Below are 17,454 nucleotides of genomic sequence, written 5' to 3'. Positions count from 1 at the left end.
GAATCAGCTGATTCGAGCGTCCGCGGTGCGGACGCCGGGGATGAAACCGTGAGCCTCGATCTCGACGCTGAGTTCTGGCTCGACAAGTGCCGACACCTCGACGAGGGTCGAACAGGGAAGGTCACCGCTGAACACGTCGCCGCGTGCCCGGCCGACGGCGGCTTTGTCGGCCATGTCGGTGAGGTAGATCCGCAGGGTCACTATGTCGTCGATGCGTGCGCCGCAGGCCCCGGCGAGGGCTCCGATGCGTCGGAACGCCTCGACGGCCTGAAGGTAGGGGTCCGGTCCTCCGACCGGACCCGACGATGTGCCGGCGTGCATGCCGGAAATGAAGAACTGATCACCCACGACGCGGGCGTTGCTGAACATCCCGGGTCGAGGTGGTTCGGCCACGTCCGGGTGGGTTACCCGTGTCATGCCGAGAAAGCCTTGCGGCGTTCGTCGGATTCACGGGTGAGGCGTTCGCGGACGGGCACGAAGTCGTAGGTCGGATAGAACTCCGTGGTGAATGTGCCCCACGCCCGGCGTTCGAGTTCGACGTTGACGCTGGAGAGTCGATGGGCCGGCAACCGTAGGGTGACGATCTGTCCGATTCCCATCGCGACTAACCACGACACGACCTCGCAGCCCTCGGGTGGAAACTCGTGCCACCAGTCGTTGCCGTCCAGTCGTCCCTGCAGCTGCTCCAAATTCTGCGTCTGGTCGTGCCGCAGCAGGACCGTCAACATCAAGTCGTTCTCGTTCATGCGTTGACGCTCGAGAGCTTTTCTGCCTGGGCGAGCGCGTCGGCGCGATACAGCCGCCTGATGCGCGCGACACCCAGATCGTGCTGATAAAGGTGCTCTTCGCTGTCGGCGTCCGACGCAAGCACTTCCAACACCGCGCGGTCCTGCTCGAGCACTTGCCAGTGCTTCTCCTCGAGAACCGTGCGGTACAGGAACCGCCAGGATTCGCGCTCCCAGTCACTGACCCGCCGGGTGCGCCAGTGGAATATCGCCGAGTTCTCGCGGTCGATCGGTGTACTCATGCCGACAATGCCGAAGACGCCGCCGGGCCCGGCACCGGGTCCGTAAGGGATCTCGAGGTCGACGAAATCCATCGACCCACGGACGAATTCGACCCAGTCGAAGTTCACTCCTCGTTGGTCGGTCTTCTCGAAGAAGAAGCCGCGATCGGTCTCGCGGATACGGAATCGCGCAGAAACGTCGCCGCCGAACATCGAATGCGAGTCTCGGTGCAGGAACGCGCCGTGCATAGGATCCAGGACGTTGTCCATGTAGAACCGCCACGGCCCGGCCCATTCGGCGTAGTTGGGGAACCACGACACCTCGGGGTCGGCCAAGCGATCGGGGAGTACGAACGGCGTCGGGACCGAGTCGTTGGTCAACGGTACGAACGCGAAGATGGTGTCGGCGGCCTCAACGACCTCGAGACTGACGGTGGCTCGTCGGCCCTCCAACGCGCAACCGGGCATGCCGGGAACGGACACGACGGTTCCGGTTCCATCCACTTGCACGCCGTGATACATGCATGCGATGCGGTCGCCGAGGTGCTGACCGACCGACAGTGGAGCGCTGCGGTGTGGGCAGCGGTCTTCGAGCATGCGGACGGTTCCCTGCGCGTCCCGGAACAGCACCCAGTCGACGTCGAGGCGGCGAACGGGCACCATCGCACCCGCTTCGACCATGTGCGACGGCAGGATCGGGTACCAGCGGTCGCGGATACCGGTGGCCGCGATGTCCTGGGCGTCCAGGTGCCGTCGGGTTCCGACGGCGTAGGTCGGGCCGGAGCGGCGACCGGTCGGACGAGCTTCGGTGGTGGTCATCTCATTTCCCCAATCTGCGCATCTCGGCGCGGAAGTTGTCGGCGGTCCACGGACCGCCGTCCGGCCCGTGCAGGCCGAGGTCGTTCAGGCCGGAGACGACGCCGTCCAGGGTGTCGACTCCGCCGGAGTAGATCTCGCTCAGCGAGCCGGCGAGCTTGCGCTCGTACGGCGTGATCGGCTGCGGGTGGGTCTGGTGTGTTTCCAGATACGGCTCGCGGGCTGTGCGAGTGATCATCGGAACGCTCCTTCGGCGAGGGGAGTGGGCGGGGTGAGTGCTGTTCCGGAACGGAGCGCCAGACCTTCGGCGATGGTGACGAAGGAGGACGTCCACTCGTGGAACGACTCTCGTTTACAGGTGTGGACGGGGTTGGCCGAATCGTCGATGACGACGAACACTGCGTTCTCGATGTCTCCGGCGAGCCGTTGTGGGATGGTCAGATCGGTAGTGGGCTCCGGCGCCGACGCGATGACGAGCGTCGGAACCGTCACCGACGCAAGCAGGTACGCATGCTGCTCGATGTCGAATGTCGGGTCGGCGAGAATCAGGCTCAGCACGGTCTCCGGGTGCGCGACGGCAAGCTCGATGGCGGCGTGAGCGTCGGTGCCCGCTGCGAACACATGTGTCGGAACGGCTGCAGCGACGGCCATCTGGGCATCGTCGTCCCACCACCTCACAGCTGCAACGGCGCTCATCGTTGGGCCTCGCTCGGCACGTGAACGGGCGGGACGAAGGGCCCTGGTGTGGGTTCTACCGAGGCGACGTCCACCTCGATGATGCTCGGCCCGGTGCGTCCTATCGCATCGGTCAACGCGTCGGCGAACGTCTCGACGCGTTGGATCAGCCGGTGCGGGATGTCCAGCGACGCCGCGAGCAGGTCGAAGCGCGGAGTGTGCAGGTCGACACCGGATCGCCGAAACCCGTTTGCCTCCTGCATGTTCCGAAGAACGCCGTAGCCACCGTCGTTGAACACGACCACGATGACGTGCGCGCTCGAACCCGCGAGTGAGGCCAGCTCACCCAGGTGCACCGCGAGTCCGCCGTCGCCGACCATGACCAACGTGGGCACATCACGTCTGCCGTGAGCTGCGCCGATGCCCATCGCCAGGCCTTGGCCGATGCCGCCGCCCAGCGGGAAGATGTTGGTCTCGCGCTCGTGTATCGGCAGCAGACGGTTACCCCACTGGCTGGACGGGATGGTGACATCGCGGGCGATCGGCGAGCGGTCGGGCAGGATTGTGCGCATCGCCGCGCAGATGTCGGCGTAACCGCCGATGTACTCGGTCAGATCACTGCGTACGGCCTCACGGACCTCGGCGACGCGCGCCGTCCAACCTGGCTGTGCGGCAACGCGGTCAGCGAGAGATGTCAGAACGGACCGGGCATCTCCAACGATTCCGACGGTGGCAGGGTAGACCCGGCCGATAGTGGACGCCTCGACATCGATCTGAATGATGTTGTCAGGCAATGACAAGCTGTACGACGCGGTCTCGTTGGACCGAAAATGGGTGCCGACGGCAATGAGAAGGTCGGAGTCGGCAAGCAGCGCGCGCCCCTGTGGTGTCGTAGCGAAGTTGCCGATGACGAGTGGGTCGGTCTCGGGCACGATGCCGCGGCCGGAGTTGCTGGTGAGGATGCCGGCTCCGACTCGATGTGCGAGCTCGGTGAGTTCCGGGCCTGCGCCTGCTGCTCCGCCTCCGAGCCAGAACAGGGGAGCCTTCGCCGCGTCGATCAGCTCGACTCCACGCGCGATCGTGTCCGCGTCGGCAACCGGCACAGGAACGTCGGTCATCTCGAACGGGCGTTGTTTCTCGGGGGTCGCCAGATACTGCAGATCGCTGGGCCACTCGATGCTGGCAGGGCCCGTCGGTGCCGATCGAATACGGCGAATCGCGGTCTCGAGCTCTACCGCAACGTCTTTGACGTCGTTGATTGTCGCACTATGCACCGACACTGCATCGAGCAGTTGCGGCTGCTTCGGGAATTCGTGGATGACTCCACGGCTCGGTGCCGGCCGATTCGGTGCCAGGAATTCGGTCTCGATCTGACCGGTGATGTGCAGAACCCGGCTCCCGGCGGTCAGCGCCTCGATCATCGACCCTGCTGCGTTGCCCGCGCCCGTTCCGGTGCTCGTCAGCGCGACGCCGATGCCGCCCGTGGCCCGGGCGTACGCGTCGGCGGCGTTGACCGCAGCTGCTTCGTGGCGCATCTCGACGAACTCGAGATCACGGTCGACGGCTTCGACGAGAGGGAGATTGTGGATGCTGATGACGCCGAACGCGGTGGTGACGCCGTGGCGTCGCATCACGTCGACGAGCACGTCACCGCCCGTGCGTCGGACGCCTGATTTTTCTGTCATGTCTCTCTCCTGAGAATGTTCGGGTCGCTAGACGTAGCGGTGGACGCCGCCGCCGACGTCGAGGGATGCGCCGGTGATGTAGCTACTGCGCGGCGACAGGAGCGTGGTGATGGGGAAAGCGAGCTCGTCCGCGGTGCCGAAGCGGCCGAGGCCTATTCCTCGATCCGCAGCGATCTCGGCGCTCCACTCGTCGAAATCGAGCGCGGAGTCGCTGTCGGTGTAACGGCGCTGCCACTGTCCGGTGTCGACAAGTCCGAGCAGGACGGAATTGACGCGGATATTGTCCGCAGCCAGATCCTGTGCGAGAGAGCGGGAGAGGTTGAGCAGACCGGCACGCGCGGCGGCGGTGATCGCCAGCCGCGATTCCGGCTGGCGGGAGAGGATCGCGTTGACGACGACGATCGCCCCCGAATCCGACGACGCCAGTGCCTTCTTCGCCGCCCGGACTACGTTGAGCGCTCCGAAGATCTTGAGATCGAACTCTTCTCGGATCTGGTCGTCGGTTGTCTGGTCGATCGCGCTCATCAGCGATCGGCCTGCGTTGCAGACCACGCCGTCGAGGCCGCCGAGGCTGTCGACAGCGTGAGAGACGAAGTTCTCGACCGACTGTCTGTCCGTCACGTCGCACGAGAAAGTGAACACGTCGGTACTGGCCGCCAGCTCCGAAGTCGTCTCGCGCAGCCGATCCTCGTCGCGGGCGCACAGGGCAAGCCGTGCTCCCTCACCCGCGAGCATCGTTGCCGTCGCGAGACCGATGCCCGAGCTGGCACCGGTGATCAGTATTCGTCGGTCTTTCAACTGCAGGTCCATGGGTGTGCTCCTCAGCGGAAGATGAAGCCGCCGTCGACGACGATGGTTTGTCCGGTGACGAACGCTGCGTCGTCGGACAGGAGGAAACGGACGACGCCGGCGACGTCCTCGGGAGTCTGTTCGCGGTTCAAGGCTCGGCCTTCGGTGTACGTGCGGTAGCGGATGTCGGGAACGCTCTCGGTCGCCTCCACCCGGATGAGTCCGGGCGCAACAGCATTCACCCGTACACCGAAGTCGCCGGCATCCCGTGCCATCGATCTGGTCATGCCGATCACCGCAGCCTTGGACGAGACGTAGTGCACCAAGCGCGGCGAACCGTACATCGCGACATCGGATGCGATGTTGACGATCGCGCCTGTCGACTTCTCGATGGCGGGCCACAGGTACTTCGACACCGCCCAGGTACCGCGAATGTTGACGGACGTGACACGCTCGAACTCGGACTCGTCGAGTTCGAAGAATGTCCTGCCGCCAACACCGTCTGCGATCGCGGCGTTGTTGACCAGGCCGGTCACGTGCTCAGCACTCACGCGCTCTGCGAGGGCGCGGACGGAGTCACTGTCACCGATGTCGGTGACCACGGCCTCGGCATCGTATCCGTTGCTGCGCAGGGCTTCTGCGCACTCGTGGGCCGTGTCGGGGTTTCGTTCGGCGATGATCACTCGGTTGCCGTCGCGGCAGAGTCGTTCGGCGATGGATCGGCCGAGTCCGCGGCCGCCACCGGTGACGACAATGGTTCCGGTCATGTCAGGTGCTCCAGGAAGTTGGTGACGAGTGCGGCGGCCGCGGCAGGCTGTTCTTGGATTGCGACATGTCCTGCATCGGGTATCGAACGGAACTGCGCTCCGGGTATCGACTCTGCGAGTAGGTGGGACTCGTTCACGCCGGTCACCACGTCATGCTTGCCGACGAGAACCAGTGTCGGACAGGTGACTTCTCCGAGCCGCGGGCCGTGGTCGGTGGATGCCATGAACTCTGCCGCCGCGGCGAACCCACTGTGGCGCAACGCGGACATCGAGGCTCGCACCGTCTCGACCATCTTGGGGTCGGCCCCGGGGGCGAGAAGTCGAGGCGCGCGTTCGGCAGCGATCACTGCGCTTCCTCGCTCTGCCAGATCGCGAGAGCGGGCTCTCATGGATTCGGCTTTTTCGGGGGTTGCACCACTGCCGCGGGTGCTGTCGGCGAGGACGAGGCCGGCGATCCGCTCGGGTCGGGCGAGCGCTGTTGCAAGGGCGACCACCCCGCCCCACGAGGTGCCCAGCAATACGAGAGGGCGGTCCGGTGAAATGGCGTCGGCAACGCGGAGGACGTCGGCGACGGCATCATGCTCTGTTCCGGGATCGGCGGACTCACCGTAACCGGCGGCGTCGAGGCACCATGCGTGAACGCCGCGGTCGGCTAATTCGGACGCCACGTGCGCAGACGATCGAGCCGACCCGCCGATACCGTGCAGAATCAGTACAACCGGGTCGAAGACTCGCTGGGGCGGCTGGTGTTGGACCACGTGTAGACCGCCCACGAACGTAGAACCGGTCATCGAGCCGATGGTCATGAGATATCCACCAGCTCGGGTATCGGGATAAAGTAGTCGGAGTGGTTCGGCTCGAACAGTGTTCGTGCACCGAGGTCCGGGATGCCCGCCATCGCGGCTCGAACGGTGGCGGTCGGAGGTCCGGCCGTGCCCCATTGATCCGACAGTTCGGGCGTGCGACGCCAGGTCCGGCAGAGCCATGCATCTTCGTCGATCTGTTCGACCTCCGAGGTGTACTCGCAGACCAGGCCGGCGGGGTCGGTGAAATAGGAGAAGGTGTTGTCGCCGGGGCCGTGGCGGCCGGGACCCCACTGCGGTGAGATGCCGTGAGAGCGCAGGCTTCCGATCCCGCGCATGAAATGGTCGATGGACGGCATCTCGTAGGCGATATGGTTCAGCGCTGTCCAGGGTGCCTGGTTGAGCGCAATGACATGGTGGTCGGTGTTGCACCGAAGAAACGTCATCTGCCGCTCGGACCAGTCGGAGATCCGCATGCCGAGGACCTGGGTGTAGAACGCTGCAGTCCGTTCGATATCGACCGTGTTGAGGACGACGTGGGCAATCTTGCGAGGGATTGCCCGGCGGCCGTTCGGATCCTGCGCGGGCACCGCGTATGTGTCGGCGGACAGTTCGACGATGCGACCCTCGGGGTCGACCAACCGGAGCCCGTAGCCACCGCCGGCGTGATCGAGCATGCCGGGTTCACGCAGGACGGGAACGCCGATCCGGTGCAGGGCGCGAGCTGCGTCGTCCACTTCCCTAGGCGAACCGACGGCAAAGCTGATGCGCCCCAATGCATTCGAATCGCCGCGCTGTAGGTCGAGTACGTGATGATCGGTTCCGGTGGCGCGCAGCCAGAAGCGGTCGCCGTCTTCCTCGACGGTGCTCAGCCCCCACACCTCGTGATAGAAATCGCGTGATGCAACGGGGTTCGGCACGGTCAGGGCAACCGATCGCAGACTGCGGAGGTTGCAGACGGGTGTGTCGGTCAGGACGGGCTGGCGGTGAGTGGGCACGTTCATGAGGCTCCTCAGAGGTCTAGGACGAGTTCGGATGAACGGCAACGTGATACGCACGGGAACATGGTCTTGTTCGCGGCGTGCTCGGCCTCGCCGAGAAGGAAGTCGCGGTGGTCGACATCGCCCTTGACCACGCCGACCTCGCAGGTACCGCAAATGCCTTCGGTGCACGAGCTCGGTAGGTCGAGCCCGGCGTCGAGCAGGGCGTCGAGCACCGACTGATCAGGGGAGACTGGTACGCGCTCGCCGGTGCGGTTCAGTACCACGTCGAATGCGGTGTCACCGCCCGCTGGGGCGACGACCTCAGGGGCAGCGAAGCGTTCCGTCCGTAGGGTTGCCTCCGGTGGTATGGCGGCGGCGACGGCATCGAGTAGGGGAGCCGGGCCGCAGCAGTAGACAACTGCTCCGGCCGAAAGTCCGCCCAGAAGCGCAGGCAAGTCGGGTAGCCCGCCCTGTTCGTCGTCGGCATGGATGGTGGCGGCGGGGAATGCGGCGATCTCGTCGGCGAATGCCATGGTCCTGCGAGAGCGTCCTGCATAGAGCATCGTCCACTCGCAGCCGGTCTGCTCGAGCCGGCGCATCATCGCAACGATCGGTGTGACACCGACGCCGCCTGCGACGAGTACGTGCCGCTGCGCGCTCTCGTCGAGTGCGAATGCGCTACGGGGGCCGTCGACCTCGATCAGCGCACCCACCGACAGCTTGTCGTGGACGTGCAGGCTCCCGCCCCGCGACTTCTCGACGCGCAGAACCGCGACGGTCCAACGGCTGGTGTCGCTCGGGTCCGAGCACAGCGAGTACTCGCGCGTCAGACCACCGGGCAGGTGCAGAGCCACGTGAGCTCCCGGTTCCCACGTCGGCAGCGCGCCGCCGTCGGGATCGACCAGCGTGACACTGGTGACGCCGTCGGCTTCGTAGCTCTTGCACTTCACGCGCAAAGTTCTCGCTGTGTGCTCGAACATCGAAAGTTCCTTCCGTACAGATTCGTTCGGTCAGCGAGTGACGCCGAACATTTCGGAGCTCGGCGGGTAGGTGGGCAGCTGCGGCTTGGGTGCGCCGATGACGACGCAGAACAGCGCGTCGGTGTCGCCGACGTTGGCGAGGCTGCGCGGTACGCCCGCGGGAACGCGGATCAGATCGCGGTAGCCGAGGCGGCGGACTGCCTTCTTGGTGCCGTCCTCGACGTCGTGGACAGCGACCTCGAGTTCACCTTCGAGGACGTAGAAGACCTCCTCGACGTCGTGGTGGGTGTGCTCGGGCCCGACTGCGCCTGCGGGAAGGCGCATGTTGGAGAACGTGAAGTGCTCGGACGGAAGCGAACGGGAGTCGCCCTCGTGGTTACCCGTTGCGCCCGAACCGATGTAGCGAATCTGCGCGCGCTTGAAGCGATCTCCGCCTTTGGCGGCTTGGAACCCGAGGGTGTCCCAGTCCTCGAAACGGGTTTCCTTGCTGGCGATGCACGAATCGATCAGGTTCTCGAGGTCGGATGTGGTCTTCTCCGGAGCGGTCATGATGTGGTCCTTTCGAGTGATGGTGGAGGGTTTCAGGGTCGGTATGCGATGGCTTCGATTTCCACGGTTGCGCCGTAGGGGAGGGCGGCGACCTCGACGAAAGAGCGTGCGGGTCGCGGCTCGGCGAACACGGTCTTGTAGTGGCTGTTCGCCGCATCGCGGGTCGTGACGTCGGTGACGAAGTAGGTCGTCTTGACGACGTCGGCGAGCGTCATGTCGATCGTGGCGAGGCGTTCGGTCATCCTGGCGACGGCTGCGTCGAGGGCCGGTTCGATGCCGTCGACCGCGGTGCCCTCGGTGTCGACGGACAGTGCGCCGGAGACGAATCCGAAGCCGGCCACTCTGTAGGCGGGACTGTAAGGATGGGCCGATGTACTGGTGAATGTGCTTGTCATGCTGATCCTTTCGTGCTTATCGGTTCCGGCCCCATGTCGAGGGGGTATCGGAGAGATCGAGGTAGATGCTCTTCTGGTTCGAGTACTGCCGTACCGCGTCGCGGCCCTTCTCGGTGCCGAGCCCGCTGTCGCGCAGCCCGGTGAACGGCGTGGAGATCGAGAATTGCTTGTACGTGTTGATCCACACGGTGCCGGCGTCGATGGACTTCGCTGTGCGGAGTGCCCGTCGGTAGTCTTCGGTCCAGATGCCGCAGGCGAGACCGTAGACACTGTCGTTCGCTTGCTCGACGAGGTCGAGGTCGTCGTCGAAGGGGAGCACCACCGCGACCGGACCGAAGATCTCCTCCTGGCAGATGGCGTCGGAGTTCCGCACGTCCGTCAACACGGTCGGCGGGTAGTAGGCACCCCCAGCGAGTGCGCCCTCGGTCGGAATCGCACCGCCGCACAACACCGTCGCACCGTTCGCTACGGCTGCGTCGACCATGTCGGCAACAGAATCTCGATGTCGCAGAGCGATCATCGGTGCGACGTCGGTACTCGGGTCCGTTCCAGGTCCAAGTCGCAATCGCTGCGCGCGCTCGACGAGTTGGGTGGTGAAGCTCTCGAAGATGTTGCGATGCAGGAAGATACGTGAACCTGCGATGCAGCTCTGTCCGCTCGAAGAGAAGATGCCGTAGAGGACACCCTGCAGTGCGCGTTCGATGTCGGCGTCGTCGTAGACGATGGTGGGCGACTTGCCACCGAGCTCCAAGGTGATGGGCATCAACTTGTCGGCTGCGAGATGCGCAAGATGACGACCGGTGCTGGTTCCGCCGGTGAATGTCACTTTTGCGACGCCGGGGTGGCGGACCAGAGTTTCGCCGACGGTGCGGCCTGGGCCGGGGAGGACGGACAGGAGGCCTGCGGGGAGTCCGGCTTCGTCGCACAGCCGGGCCAGCAACAGCGTCACCCACGGTGCCCACACCGGCGGCTTCGCGACGACGGCGTTGCCCGCGGCCAGTGCCGGAGCGATCTTCTGGGCGTCGGACGCGATGGGGGAGTTCCACGGTGTGATGGCACCGATCACGCCCATCGGCTCGTGAGTGGACATCGTCATCCATGGGCCGCGGGGTGTGGTCAGGGCGCCGTCCATGGTCTCCACCGCAGCGGCCATGTAGCGAAACGTGTTGGCGGCGCTCATGGCCAGCGCTCGGGTCTCGGTCAGCGTCTTACCGGTATCGAGGGTCTGCACTGCCGCGATGCGGCCGGCGTTGTCTTCCACCGCGTTCCCGATTCGATGCAGAACCGCGGCACGCTCGTGAAGCAGCATCGTGGACCAACCGCTGACCCGCGCCGCGGCGGAACCACTGCGGACTGCGGTGTCGACGTCTTCGGCCGTCGCGGCGTGGAGGGTGGCGAACACTTCGCCGCTCGATGGATCGATCGACTCGATCGGATCTCCTGCGCCGCGGATCCAGCTGCCGCCGACGTAGATCTCGTCGGTGAGGTCGGCGGTGAGGCTTGCTGAGACGTGTGGTGCAGCGAGTGTCATCGAAGGAGTCCGTTCGGCTGAGGCGTTGGCACGGCAATTATCTTTGCGCTAAGACAGTTCTAATGCCTTAGCGCTAAGACGTCAATGCAGGGATCATCATTCCGAACTGGCGTTACGCAGGATTTACGCGCCGGAAATGGAAGAGATGCAGGTCACAAGTGGTGTGCCCCGCATCACTAACTGCCGAAAGAATTTTCTACGGGGTGGGTTCCGCGCGTGTATCGGAAGGCGCATTCGCGAGTTCGACAGCCCGGGCCGAATGCTCCAGGCGGCCGAGCAAGGATGCGAGAGTGGCAACATCGTCTTCGTTCAAATCGCCGAGCATGGTGTTCAGCTTGTGGAAGTGCTCATCGGCAACGGCATCGACGAGAGCACTACCGGCGGGGGTGATCTCGACGTAGACGACCCGCGCGTCGACGGCGTCCCGGGTGCGGGTGACGAGACCGGCGTCCTCCAATCGCTTCACCCGTAGTGAGAGCCCGCCCGTGGTGACGAGCGTCTGCTCGGCGAGTTCGCCGGCAGTCAGGCGGTGATCCGGCAGTGACCGCCGAAGGCAGGCCAACACGTCGAAGCCAGAATCGGTGATGCCGTACTTCTCGAATGTCGCGGCAATAGTCGTCTTGTAGACCAGAAAGCTTCGGTGCAACCGGCCGAAGACCTTCAGTCCGGATACGTCGAGTTCGGGGCGCGCGACAGCCCAGTGCGACACGATGACGTCGACTCCATCCATGCGACCCAAGCTACCGGGCACATCGAGGCCGTCGTGTGTCCCACACGAAGAATGCCTCGGAATGGAGGTCTGACGCTCGGTAGGCTGGCTGCGGTGACGGCACGGGCAATCACCGATGAGACATTCGGTGCGTGGGTGATCAAGTGCAATCCGCACAAGACCGATCTCGCGCCGATGGTCGACGCCGGACGTGCGCACGAGCAGTGGTGCGTCGCCGACAACTATCGGACTCGTCTGATGGCACCCGGGCAGCCAGTTCTGTTCTGGGTCAGTAGCCATCCGCGACGCGGAATCTGGGGCGCCGGCACCTTGACGGGCACCTCAGTACCGGGTCCCCAGTGGAAAATCTCGACGGACATCACGCTGTTCGACGAGCCGATTCTTGCGTCGGACATTCAGTGCATCGCGGAACTGTCGACGCTCGAGGTGTTCCGATCGCCGCAGCAGTCCAACCCCTCGTGGGTCGACGCCTCTGCGTGGGCGATCATCAGAACAATGCTGCCGGAGTGACTGCGGGTGGTGCATGATCGAGGAGTGACTTCATTCCCGATCATCGACCTCACTCCCGACGAGCTGCTGAACACCACGCGCACCGTCCGCAAGCGTCTCGACCTGACGCGACCGGTTCCGATGGAACTGATCAAGGAATGCCTGGAGATCGCTCTGCAGGCCCCGTCCGGTTCGAACAAGCAGGGGTGGCAGTGGATCGTCGTCACCGATCCTGATCTTCGCGCTCGCATCGGTGCGATCTACGGCGAACTGTTCACCGCGTATCAGGCGTCCAAGCATTCTGCGTCGGCCCTGTTCACAGACGACCCAGAACGTGCCTCGGTCCAGAAGCGTGTCGGAGACAGTGCGAGCTGGCTCGGCGAGCACATGGGTGAGGTTCCGGTTCTGCTGATTCCGTGCATCCAGGCCGGCAAGACGCTCCCGGCCGGCAATCAAGCCGGTCTGTGGGGCTCGTTGCTACCCGCGGTGTGGAACTACGCCCTGGCCGCACGGGCGCGTGGTCTCGGAACAGCATGGACCACAATTCATCTCGCGAAGGAAGCCGAGATCTCGGAACTGCTCGGCATCCCCGACGACTTCCATCAGGGTGCGCTGATTCCCACGGCGTACTACACGGGGGAGACCTTCAAGGTCGCTCCTCGGGATCCGATCGAGACGGTGCTGCACGTCGACCGCTGGTGATTCGCGCGCAGCCCGTCCGATTCATGTTCGGGTCGAAAAAGCACTACCTGGGCAGCCCCATTTTGTACTGCAAGGCGTAGGCCAGCTTGCCTGGCTTGTCGTCCGAGTACGGGGCCGAGAGCTTTCCGAATTCACCCTTCGTGACCGCCTTGCCGTCGTTCCATGCGTCAAGTGCACCGAGTTCCGCTGCGGTGCGGCCACTGTCGATCACCGCGTCTTTCGGTGCGGCGACCTGGGCGCGCGAGACCGATTCGACAGTGCTCAGGTAGCTCGTGAGGTTGTTGCTGTCCCATCCACTGATATCGACTGCGCCGGAGTCGCGAACCCATGCACCCCAATAGAATTCCTGGAACGGGATGGTTCCGGGGGTGAAGCCGATGTCGCGGGCGAAGTACGTCAGGCTGCGGTACTTGTCGTCCTGGAACTTGGCGAGGCCTACTCCCGAGGGCAGCTGTTCCACCGGAACCTCGTTGCCGTCGACGTCGTAGTTCCACACCCACTTCTCGGCTTTCATCCGCGCCCAGAAATCGGTGGTGCTCAGATCACTGAGGTTCGCGACCACCCGCAGTCGGAGATGCAGATTCGGTCCACCGTCAGCCGTTTCGTAGAACGAGGTGAGCGTGTGGTGTCCGTCGGTCAGGTACGGGACGCCGCCCGGGCCGATGACGACGGTCTTCATGGGCGCGATGGTGTCGGGCGTTTCCTGGCCGACGGGCACAGTGCAGGTGAACGACGACGGATTGTCCAGTCGCGCATCGGGCATCGCCGACGCGGCCTCTTCCTGGCCGTTGGCCTCGCACCAGTCGTCGAACTTCTTGTTGATCTCGTCCTTGCCGAGCGTGTACCGACCGAGCTTGTAGTACACCTCGTCGTACCCGAGTGACGGTTGTGTCGCGCGCACCTCACCGATCGGCAGATCGAGAAGCTCACCCGCTTCGGCACATTGGTAACCGAGGCCTGACGACGATCCGGTGGGGAGCAGGTCAGCGACCTGGCACAGCGGCGACGCTGTCCGTGCCGGCGCGGCAGTGGCGACAGCGCCCAGCGACGTGGATGCGATAGAGATCAGTGCGAGTGTGCCCAGTAGGGCAGCGCTACGACGCAGGGCCATCCGTGAAGCTCCTATGAGTTCGAGAGAAGTTCCCAGGAGACTGCCCCACTCCGGTCACCGTTCGATGTCGCAGAACCAACGCAGAGGTGAACGTCGCATGATGGACGTCAGCGATCCTCGCGCAACATCGCGTAGACAAGGGTGTCGGTCCATTCACCCTTGCACCACCAGTTCTGGCGGAATTGCGCTTCCTGCCGCATCCCGACCCGCGCGGCCAGGCAGGCAGAGGCGTCGTTGCGTCCGTCCAGCTGCGCGCTGACACGGTGTATCTGGGGTAGCGAGAACACGTGCTCGATCAGCGCATTCACCGCCTCGGTGGCGTATCCGCGGCCGGACACGGCAGGGGAGAACGTCCACCCGAGTTCGACGAGCGCCGGGGATCCGTCGATCAACCATGCCTCGACGTTGCCCACCACCGTCCCCTCGTGTTCGGCGACCATCGCGAGTGCCTGAGTGTTCAATCCGGTTCGCTTCATCCGCTTGCCCACCGCAGCAACGGCATCGGCGTGCGACCACGCTTCGTGCAGTAGGTAGCGGCAGACTTCGGGATCGCTGTAGTACGCGAGAATCCCGTCCACGTCGGTGGGCTCGTACAGGCGCAGCGTCAGGCGCTCGGTATGGATGGGCTCGACGTTCATGAGAGCAATTCTGCCCGACCTAAATTCACGCTGATTCGAACCCTGGTCGTAGGCCCCGGTCTGACCGAAGGTGAGTAGTCGAACCTGCTCGCACTCAACCGGAAGGCCTGTACCCATGGTCGTGACGTCGTACGCCGTTCCCGCGGCACCCGTGGACACGCATGTCAGCGACGTTCCCAACGGCGGCCCCGCGCATGTTTCGACGAAACAGTCGGTGTGGCAGCGGTACCGATGGACCGTCGTTCGCGTTCTCTCACCCGTCGCGCTCCTCGTCCTGTGGCAGATTGCCAGTGCTGCCGGAGTTCTCTCCGAACGAGTACTGCCGGCACCATCGCTGATCTTCGACGCGGGCCTAGAGTTGCTACGCAACGGAGAGTTGGCCGATGCCCTCACCGTCTCCGGAACCCGTGTGGTGCAGGGACTCGTGCTCGGAGGTGTGATCGGGGTGGCGCTCGGTGCGCTCGTCGGACTGTCAAAGCTCGCCGAGGCAACCGTCGATCCGCCGCTGCAGATGCTGCGGGCACTTCCGCACCTCGGGCTGATCCCGCTCTTCATCCTGTGGTTCGGGATCGGCGAGACTCCCAAGATTCTGCTCGTGGCTCTCGGAGTCGCATTTCCGCTGTACCTCAACACGTTCTCGGCGATCCGCCAGATCGATCGCGACTTCCTCGACACGGCCGTCGTACTCGGCTTCTCGTGGCGTCAGCGGTTCACCACCATCATCCTGCCCAGCATCGCCCCACAACTACTGGTGGGATTGAGGCAATCGCTGGCCATTGCGTGGTTGTCGCTGATCGTGGCCGAGCAGATCAATGCCGAATCCGGGCTCGGCTACATCATCAACAATGCGCGGGATTTCCTGCGCGTGGACACCATCATCTTTGGGCTCGTTGTCTACGCGCTGATGGGAATCGCCACCGACGGCATCGTGCGCATCCTCGAAAAACGCGCTCTTCGTTACCGATTGGATGTCTGACTCATGACTGCGACGACAACGTCCGTTGCCGCCCTGCACGGGATCGACAAGTTCTACGGATCCAGTCACGTGCTGAAGGGGGTCGATCTGTCCATCGAACGCGGCGAGATCGTCTCGCTCGTCGGACGATCCGGGTCCGGCAAGTCGACGATCCTGCGCGTTCTGGCCGGGCTGTCGACCGACCATACGGGTGAGCGGCACGTCGCCGGGAATCCCGCGGTGGCGTTCCAGGAACCACGGCTGTTTCCGTGGCGATCGGTCCGCCAGAACGTGTCCTACGGTCTGAACACAGCAGGCGTCACCGGCAACGACGCGCTGACTGCCGCGGATGCAACGCTCGCCGAAGTCGGGCTGGCCGAGAAGCGAGACGCGTGGCCTCTCACGTTGTCCGGTGGCCAAGCTCAGCGCGCAGCCCTGGCGCGGGCGTTGGTGGGGGAGCCGGAACTGCTGCTCCTGGACGAACCGTTCGGGGCGCTCGATGCACTCACTCGACTGACCATGCAGTCACTCCTGCTCGACCTGTGGGGACGGCACGGTTTCGGCATCCTTCTGGTCACCCACGACGTCGACGAGGCAATCGCGTTGGGGGACAGGGTGGTGGTGCTCGACGGGGGTGCTGTGGCCGAGACCGTCACCGTCGATCTGCCTCGTCCCCGCGACCGGGGAACAGCGGGATTCTCTCGCATTCGTACCCATTTGCTCTCCGCCCTCGGCGTCCACTGACCGATCAATTCCTCTCATCAGAAGGATCTTTCACGCATGTCGTCACACGCTCGTTCCAGATCCCTGCGCGCCATCGGTGTGCTCGCTGCGCTGTCTCTGACGGTCGTCGGACTCACCGGCTGCGTCTCCCGTGGCAGCGACACCACTACCACCGAAGCACCCGAACTCGTCTCCGACGACCAGCTCACCACGGTCACCCTCGACGTCGGCGACCAGAAGGGCGGCACCGAGGCGCTGCTTCGTGCGTCGGGCGAGCTCGACTCGGCCCCATACGATGTTGCGTTCTCCACCTTCACTTCCGGCCCGCCTCAGGTGGAGGCCGCAACAGCCGGCCAGATCGACTTCGCGGTCACCGGCAACACACCTCCGGTGTTCGGGGTCGCAGCCAACGCGCGCATCAAGGTCGTCTCCGCCTACAGCAACGACGCCAGCGGCGATCAGATCCTCGTGCCGTCCGATTCGACGCTCACCTCGTTCTCCGATCTGCGCGGCAGGAAGATCGCGGTGGGCAAGGGAAGTTCCGCGCACGGCCACGTACTGCTGCAGTTGCAGAAGGCCGGGTTGACCGAGGACGACGTCCAGATCATCTTCCTCCAGCCGGCGGATGCGCTGACGGCATTCACCTCGGGTGAGGTCGATGCCTGGGCGATCTGGGATCCCTTCACCGCGATTGCGCAGGTGCAGAACGGCTCGAAGACACTGACCACCGCCGAGGGCGTGGCCAACGGTTACGGCTTCGGTATCGCCTCGCAGCAGGCCCTGGACGATCCGGCGAAGAACACGGCGTTGCAGGACTTCGTGGTTCGTCTGGCCAAAGCCTCGGCCTGGGCCGAGAAAAATCCGGCCGAGTGGGCGGCGGCATACTCCGCCGCCGTCGGCATCGACCCGGCTGCAGGTGAATTGGCGCAGGGACGAAGCCAACGACCCGCAATTGCTCTGGACGACACTGTGATCGAGTCCGAGCAGGCGCTCTTCGATGCATTCGTCGAGAGCGGGAGCATCCCCGGCGGCAACACGTTCGCGGACTTCGTCGACACGCGTTACAACGACGCCATCGCAGACGCATCCGCCGCCACCAACTGATCACCCACCACGTTCTAGGAGTT

22 protein-coding genes are annotated in these 17,454 nt (G+C 64.5%); 5 read left to right on the top strand and 17 right to left on the bottom strand.

Annotation, left to right across the window (positions count from 1 at the left end):
* Positions 1–3: 3 nt before the first annotated feature.
* The 15 genes from R3P93_RS18290 to R3P93_RS18220 form a co-directional block, all read right to left on the bottom strand.
* A complete protein-coding gene (locus tag R3P93_RS18290) occupies positions 4–417 on the bottom strand; it encodes a RidA family protein (RefSeq protein WP_317533700.1) in 414 nt (137 codons plus the stop codon).
* On the bottom strand, positions 414–746 hold the full coding sequence (locus R3P93_RS18285; RefSeq protein ID WP_317533699.1) for a hypothetical protein: 333 nt from the start codon (positions 744–746) through the stop codon (positions 414–416). Before R3P93_RS18285 ends, R3P93_RS18290 begins: the two co-directional genes overlap by 4 nt.
* Entirely contained in the window at positions 743–1,825 is a 1,083-nt protein-coding gene (locus R3P93_RS18280) for a Rieske 2Fe-2S domain-containing protein (protein WP_317533698.1), read from the bottom strand. The genes R3P93_RS18285 and R3P93_RS18280 overlap by 4 nt, the downstream gene beginning before the upstream one ends.
* Before the next feature lies 1 nt (position 1,826).
* A complete protein-coding gene (locus R3P93_RS18275; protein WP_317533697.1) occupies positions 1,827–2,060 on the bottom strand; it encodes a recombinase-like helix-turn-helix domain-containing protein in 234 nt (77 codons plus the stop codon).
* The gene (locus R3P93_RS18270; protein WP_317533696.1) at positions 2,057–2,518 is read right to left on the bottom strand and encodes an alpha/beta fold hydrolase; all 462 of its coding nucleotides are present in this window, start codon (positions 2,516–2,518) and stop codon (positions 2,057–2,059) included. The genes R3P93_RS18275 and R3P93_RS18270 overlap by 4 nt, the downstream gene beginning before the upstream one ends.
* On the bottom strand, positions 2,515–4,182 hold the full coding sequence (locus R3P93_RS18265; protein ID WP_317533695.1) for a thiamine pyrophosphate-binding protein: 1,668 nt from the start codon (positions 4,180–4,182) through the stop codon (positions 2,515–2,517). The genes R3P93_RS18270 and R3P93_RS18265 overlap by 4 nt, the downstream gene beginning before the upstream one ends.
* A gap of 27 nt (positions 4,183–4,209) precedes the next feature.
* Positions 4,210–4,992 carry an SDR family oxidoreductase gene (locus R3P93_RS18260; protein WP_317533694.1) on the bottom strand — a complete coding sequence of 261 codons (783 nt, stop codon included), beginning with the start codon at positions 4,990–4,992 and terminating at the stop codon, positions 4,210–4,212.
* Between the two features lie 11 nt (positions 4,993–5,003).
* The gene (locus R3P93_RS18255) at positions 5,004–5,738 is read right to left on the bottom strand and encodes an SDR family oxidoreductase (RefSeq protein ID WP_317533693.1); all 735 of its coding nucleotides are present in this window, start codon (positions 5,736–5,738) and stop codon (positions 5,004–5,006) included.
* Positions 5,735–6,544, bottom strand: a complete 810-nt coding sequence (locus tag R3P93_RS18250; protein WP_317533692.1) for an alpha/beta fold hydrolase — start codon at positions 6,542–6,544, stop codon at positions 5,735–5,737. Before R3P93_RS18250 ends, R3P93_RS18255 begins: the two co-directional genes overlap by 4 nt.
* Complete coding sequence (locus R3P93_RS18245) at positions 6,541–7,545, bottom strand: VOC family protein (RefSeq protein ID WP_317533691.1); 1,005 nt, start codon at positions 7,543–7,545, stop codon at positions 6,541–6,543. The genes R3P93_RS18250 and R3P93_RS18245 overlap by 4 nt, the downstream gene beginning before the upstream one ends.
* 8 nt (positions 7,546–7,553) lie before the next feature.
* Positions 7,554–8,504 (bottom strand): PDR/VanB family oxidoreductase, encoded by a 951-nt coding sequence (locus tag R3P93_RS18240; RefSeq protein ID WP_317533690.1) that lies wholly within the window; start codon positions 8,502–8,504, stop codon positions 7,554–7,556.
* Between the two features lie 30 nt (positions 8,505–8,534).
* Entirely contained in the window at positions 8,535–9,053 is a 519-nt protein-coding gene (locus tag R3P93_RS18235) for a cupin domain-containing protein (RefSeq protein WP_094741477.1), read from the bottom strand.
* Positions 9,054–9,085: 32 nt separating this feature from the next.
* Positions 9,086–9,448, bottom strand: coding sequence for a RidA family protein (locus R3P93_RS18230; RefSeq protein WP_317533689.1), 363 nt, complete (start codon positions 9,446–9,448; stop codon positions 9,086–9,088).
* A gap of 16 nt (positions 9,449–9,464) precedes the next feature.
* Positions 9,465–10,979, bottom strand: coding sequence for an aldehyde dehydrogenase (locus R3P93_RS18225; protein ID WP_317533688.1), 1,515 nt, complete (start codon positions 10,977–10,979; stop codon positions 9,465–9,467).
* Between the two features lie 196 nt (positions 10,980–11,175).
* Positions 11,176–11,709: a MarR family winged helix-turn-helix transcriptional regulator gene (locus R3P93_RS18220; RefSeq protein WP_317533687.1), complete on the bottom strand. Its 534-nt coding sequence runs from the start codon at positions 11,707–11,709 to the stop codon at positions 11,176–11,178.
* Between the two features lie 93 nt (positions 11,710–11,802).
* Between R3P93_RS18220 and R3P93_RS18215 the strand changes: the two genes are divergently transcribed.
* Both R3P93_RS18215 and R3P93_RS18210 read left to right on the top strand, forming a co-directional pair.
* Positions 11,803–12,219, top strand: coding sequence for a hypothetical protein (locus R3P93_RS18215; RefSeq protein WP_317533686.1), 417 nt, complete (start codon positions 11,803–11,805; stop codon positions 12,217–12,219).
* A gap of 24 nt (positions 12,220–12,243) precedes the next feature.
* Positions 12,244–12,900: a nitroreductase family protein gene (locus R3P93_RS18210; protein WP_317533685.1), complete on the top strand. Its 657-nt coding sequence runs from the start codon at positions 12,244–12,246 to the stop codon at positions 12,898–12,900.
* Between the two features lie 43 nt (positions 12,901–12,943).
* Here the strand turns inward: R3P93_RS18210 and R3P93_RS18205 are convergent, their stop codons facing one another.
* Together R3P93_RS18205 and R3P93_RS18200 are read right to left on the bottom strand one after the other, a co-directional pair.
* Complete coding sequence (locus R3P93_RS18205) at positions 12,944–14,011, bottom strand: ParB/Srx family N-terminal domain-containing protein (protein WP_317533684.1); 1,068 nt, start codon at positions 14,009–14,011, stop codon at positions 12,944–12,946.
* A 107-nt stretch (positions 14,012–14,118) separates the two neighbouring features.
* Entirely contained in the window at positions 14,119–14,649 is a 531-nt protein-coding gene (locus R3P93_RS18200) for a GNAT family N-acetyltransferase (protein ID WP_317533683.1), read from the bottom strand.
* Positions 14,650–14,764: 115 nt separating this feature from the next.
* Here R3P93_RS18200 and R3P93_RS18195 point away from each other — a divergent pair, with 115 nt between their 5' ends.
* From R3P93_RS18195 to R3P93_RS18185, 3 genes are read left to right on the top strand one after another with little or no spacing between them, the layout of a single operon-like run.
* Positions 14,765–15,625: an ABC transporter permease gene (locus R3P93_RS18195; protein WP_149407850.1), complete on the top strand. Its 861-nt coding sequence runs from the start codon at positions 14,765–14,767 to the stop codon at positions 15,623–15,625.
* A gap of 3 nt (positions 15,626–15,628) precedes the next feature.
* A complete protein-coding gene (locus tag R3P93_RS18190; RefSeq protein WP_317533682.1) occupies positions 15,629–16,348 on the top strand; it encodes an ABC transporter ATP-binding protein in 720 nt (239 codons plus the stop codon).
* A gap of 36 nt (positions 16,349–16,384) precedes the next feature.
* Positions 16,385–17,431, top strand: coding sequence for an ABC transporter substrate-binding protein (locus R3P93_RS18185; RefSeq protein ID WP_317533681.1), 1,047 nt, complete (start codon positions 16,385–16,387; stop codon positions 17,429–17,431).
* The last annotated feature ends 23 nt before the right edge of the window (positions 17,432–17,454 follow it).

This window comes from Rhodococcus cerastii, from assembly GCF_033042195.1.
Lineage (GTDB): Bacteria > Actinomycetota > Actinomycetes > Mycobacteriales > Mycobacteriaceae > Rhodococcoides.
The sequence above is the reverse complement of the archived record's forward strand: the minus strand, read 5'-3'. Positions and strand labels throughout refer to the sequence as shown.

Coding starts and splice junctions, on each gene's coding strand:
- R3P93_RS18290 (WP_317533700.1), bottom strand. CDS start 417: ATGACACGGGTAACCCACCCGGACGTGGCCGAACCACCTCGACCCGGG.
- R3P93_RS18285 (WP_317533699.1), bottom strand. CDS start 746: ATGAACGAGAACGACTTGATGTTGACGGTCCTGCTGCGGCACGACCAG.
- R3P93_RS18280 (WP_317533698.1), bottom strand. CDS start 1,825: ATGACCACCACCGAAGCTCGTCCGACCGGTCGCCGCTCCGGCCCGACC.
- R3P93_RS18275 (WP_317533697.1), bottom strand. CDS start 2,060: ATGATCACTCGCACAGCCCGCGAGCCGTATCTGGAAACACACCAGACC.
- R3P93_RS18270 (WP_317533696.1), bottom strand. CDS start 2,518: ATGAGCGCCGTTGCAGCTGTGAGGTGGTGGGACGACGATGCCCAGATG.
- R3P93_RS18265 (WP_317533695.1), bottom strand. CDS start 4,182: ATGACAGAAAAATCAGGCGTCCGACGCACGGGCGGTGACGTGCTCGTC.
- R3P93_RS18260 (WP_317533694.1), bottom strand. CDS start 4,992: ATGGACCTGCAGTTGAAAGACCGACGAATACTGATCACCGGTGCCAGC.
- R3P93_RS18255 (WP_317533693.1), bottom strand. CDS start 5,738: ATGACCGGAACCATTGTCGTCACCGGTGGCGGCCGCGGACTCGGCCGA.
- R3P93_RS18250 (WP_317533692.1), bottom strand. CDS start 6,544: ATGACCATCGGCTCGATGACCGGTTCTACGTTCGTGGGCGGTCTACAC.
- R3P93_RS18245 (WP_317533691.1), bottom strand. CDS start 7,545: ATGAACGTGCCCACTCACCGCCAGCCCGTCCTGACCGACACACCCGTC.
- R3P93_RS18240 (WP_317533690.1), bottom strand. CDS start 8,504: ATGTTCGAGCACACAGCGAGAACTTTGCGCGTGAAGTGCAAGAGCTAC.
- R3P93_RS18235 (WP_094741477.1), bottom strand. CDS start 9,053: ATGACCGCTCCGGAGAAGACCACATCCGACCTCGAGAACCTGATCGAT.
- R3P93_RS18230 (WP_317533689.1), bottom strand. CDS start 9,448: ATGACAAGCACATTCACCAGTACATCGGCCCATCCTTACAGTCCCGCC.
- R3P93_RS18225 (WP_317533688.1), bottom strand. CDS start 10,979: ATGACACTCGCTGCACCACACGTCTCAGCAAGCCTCACCGCCGACCTC.
- R3P93_RS18220 (WP_317533687.1), bottom strand. CDS start 11,709: ATGGATGGAGTCGACGTCATCGTGTCGCACTGGGCTGTCGCGCGCCCC.
- R3P93_RS18205 (WP_317533684.1), bottom strand. CDS start 14,011: ATGGCCCTGCGTCGTAGCGCTGCCCTACTGGGCACACTCGCACTGATC.
- R3P93_RS18200 (WP_317533683.1), bottom strand. CDS start 14,649: ATGAACGTCGAGCCCATCCATACCGAGCGCCTGACGCTGCGCCTGTAC.
- R3P93_RS18195 (WP_149407850.1), top strand. CDS start 14,765: ATGGTCGTGACGTCGTACGCCGTTCCCGCGGCACCCGTGGACACGCAT.
- R3P93_RS18190 (WP_317533682.1), top strand. CDS start 15,629: ATGACTGCGACGACAACGTCCGTTGCCGCCCTGCACGGGATCGACAAG.
- R3P93_RS18185 (WP_317533681.1), top strand. CDS start 16,385: ATGTCGTCACACGCTCGTTCCAGATCCCTGCGCGCCATCGGTGTGCTC.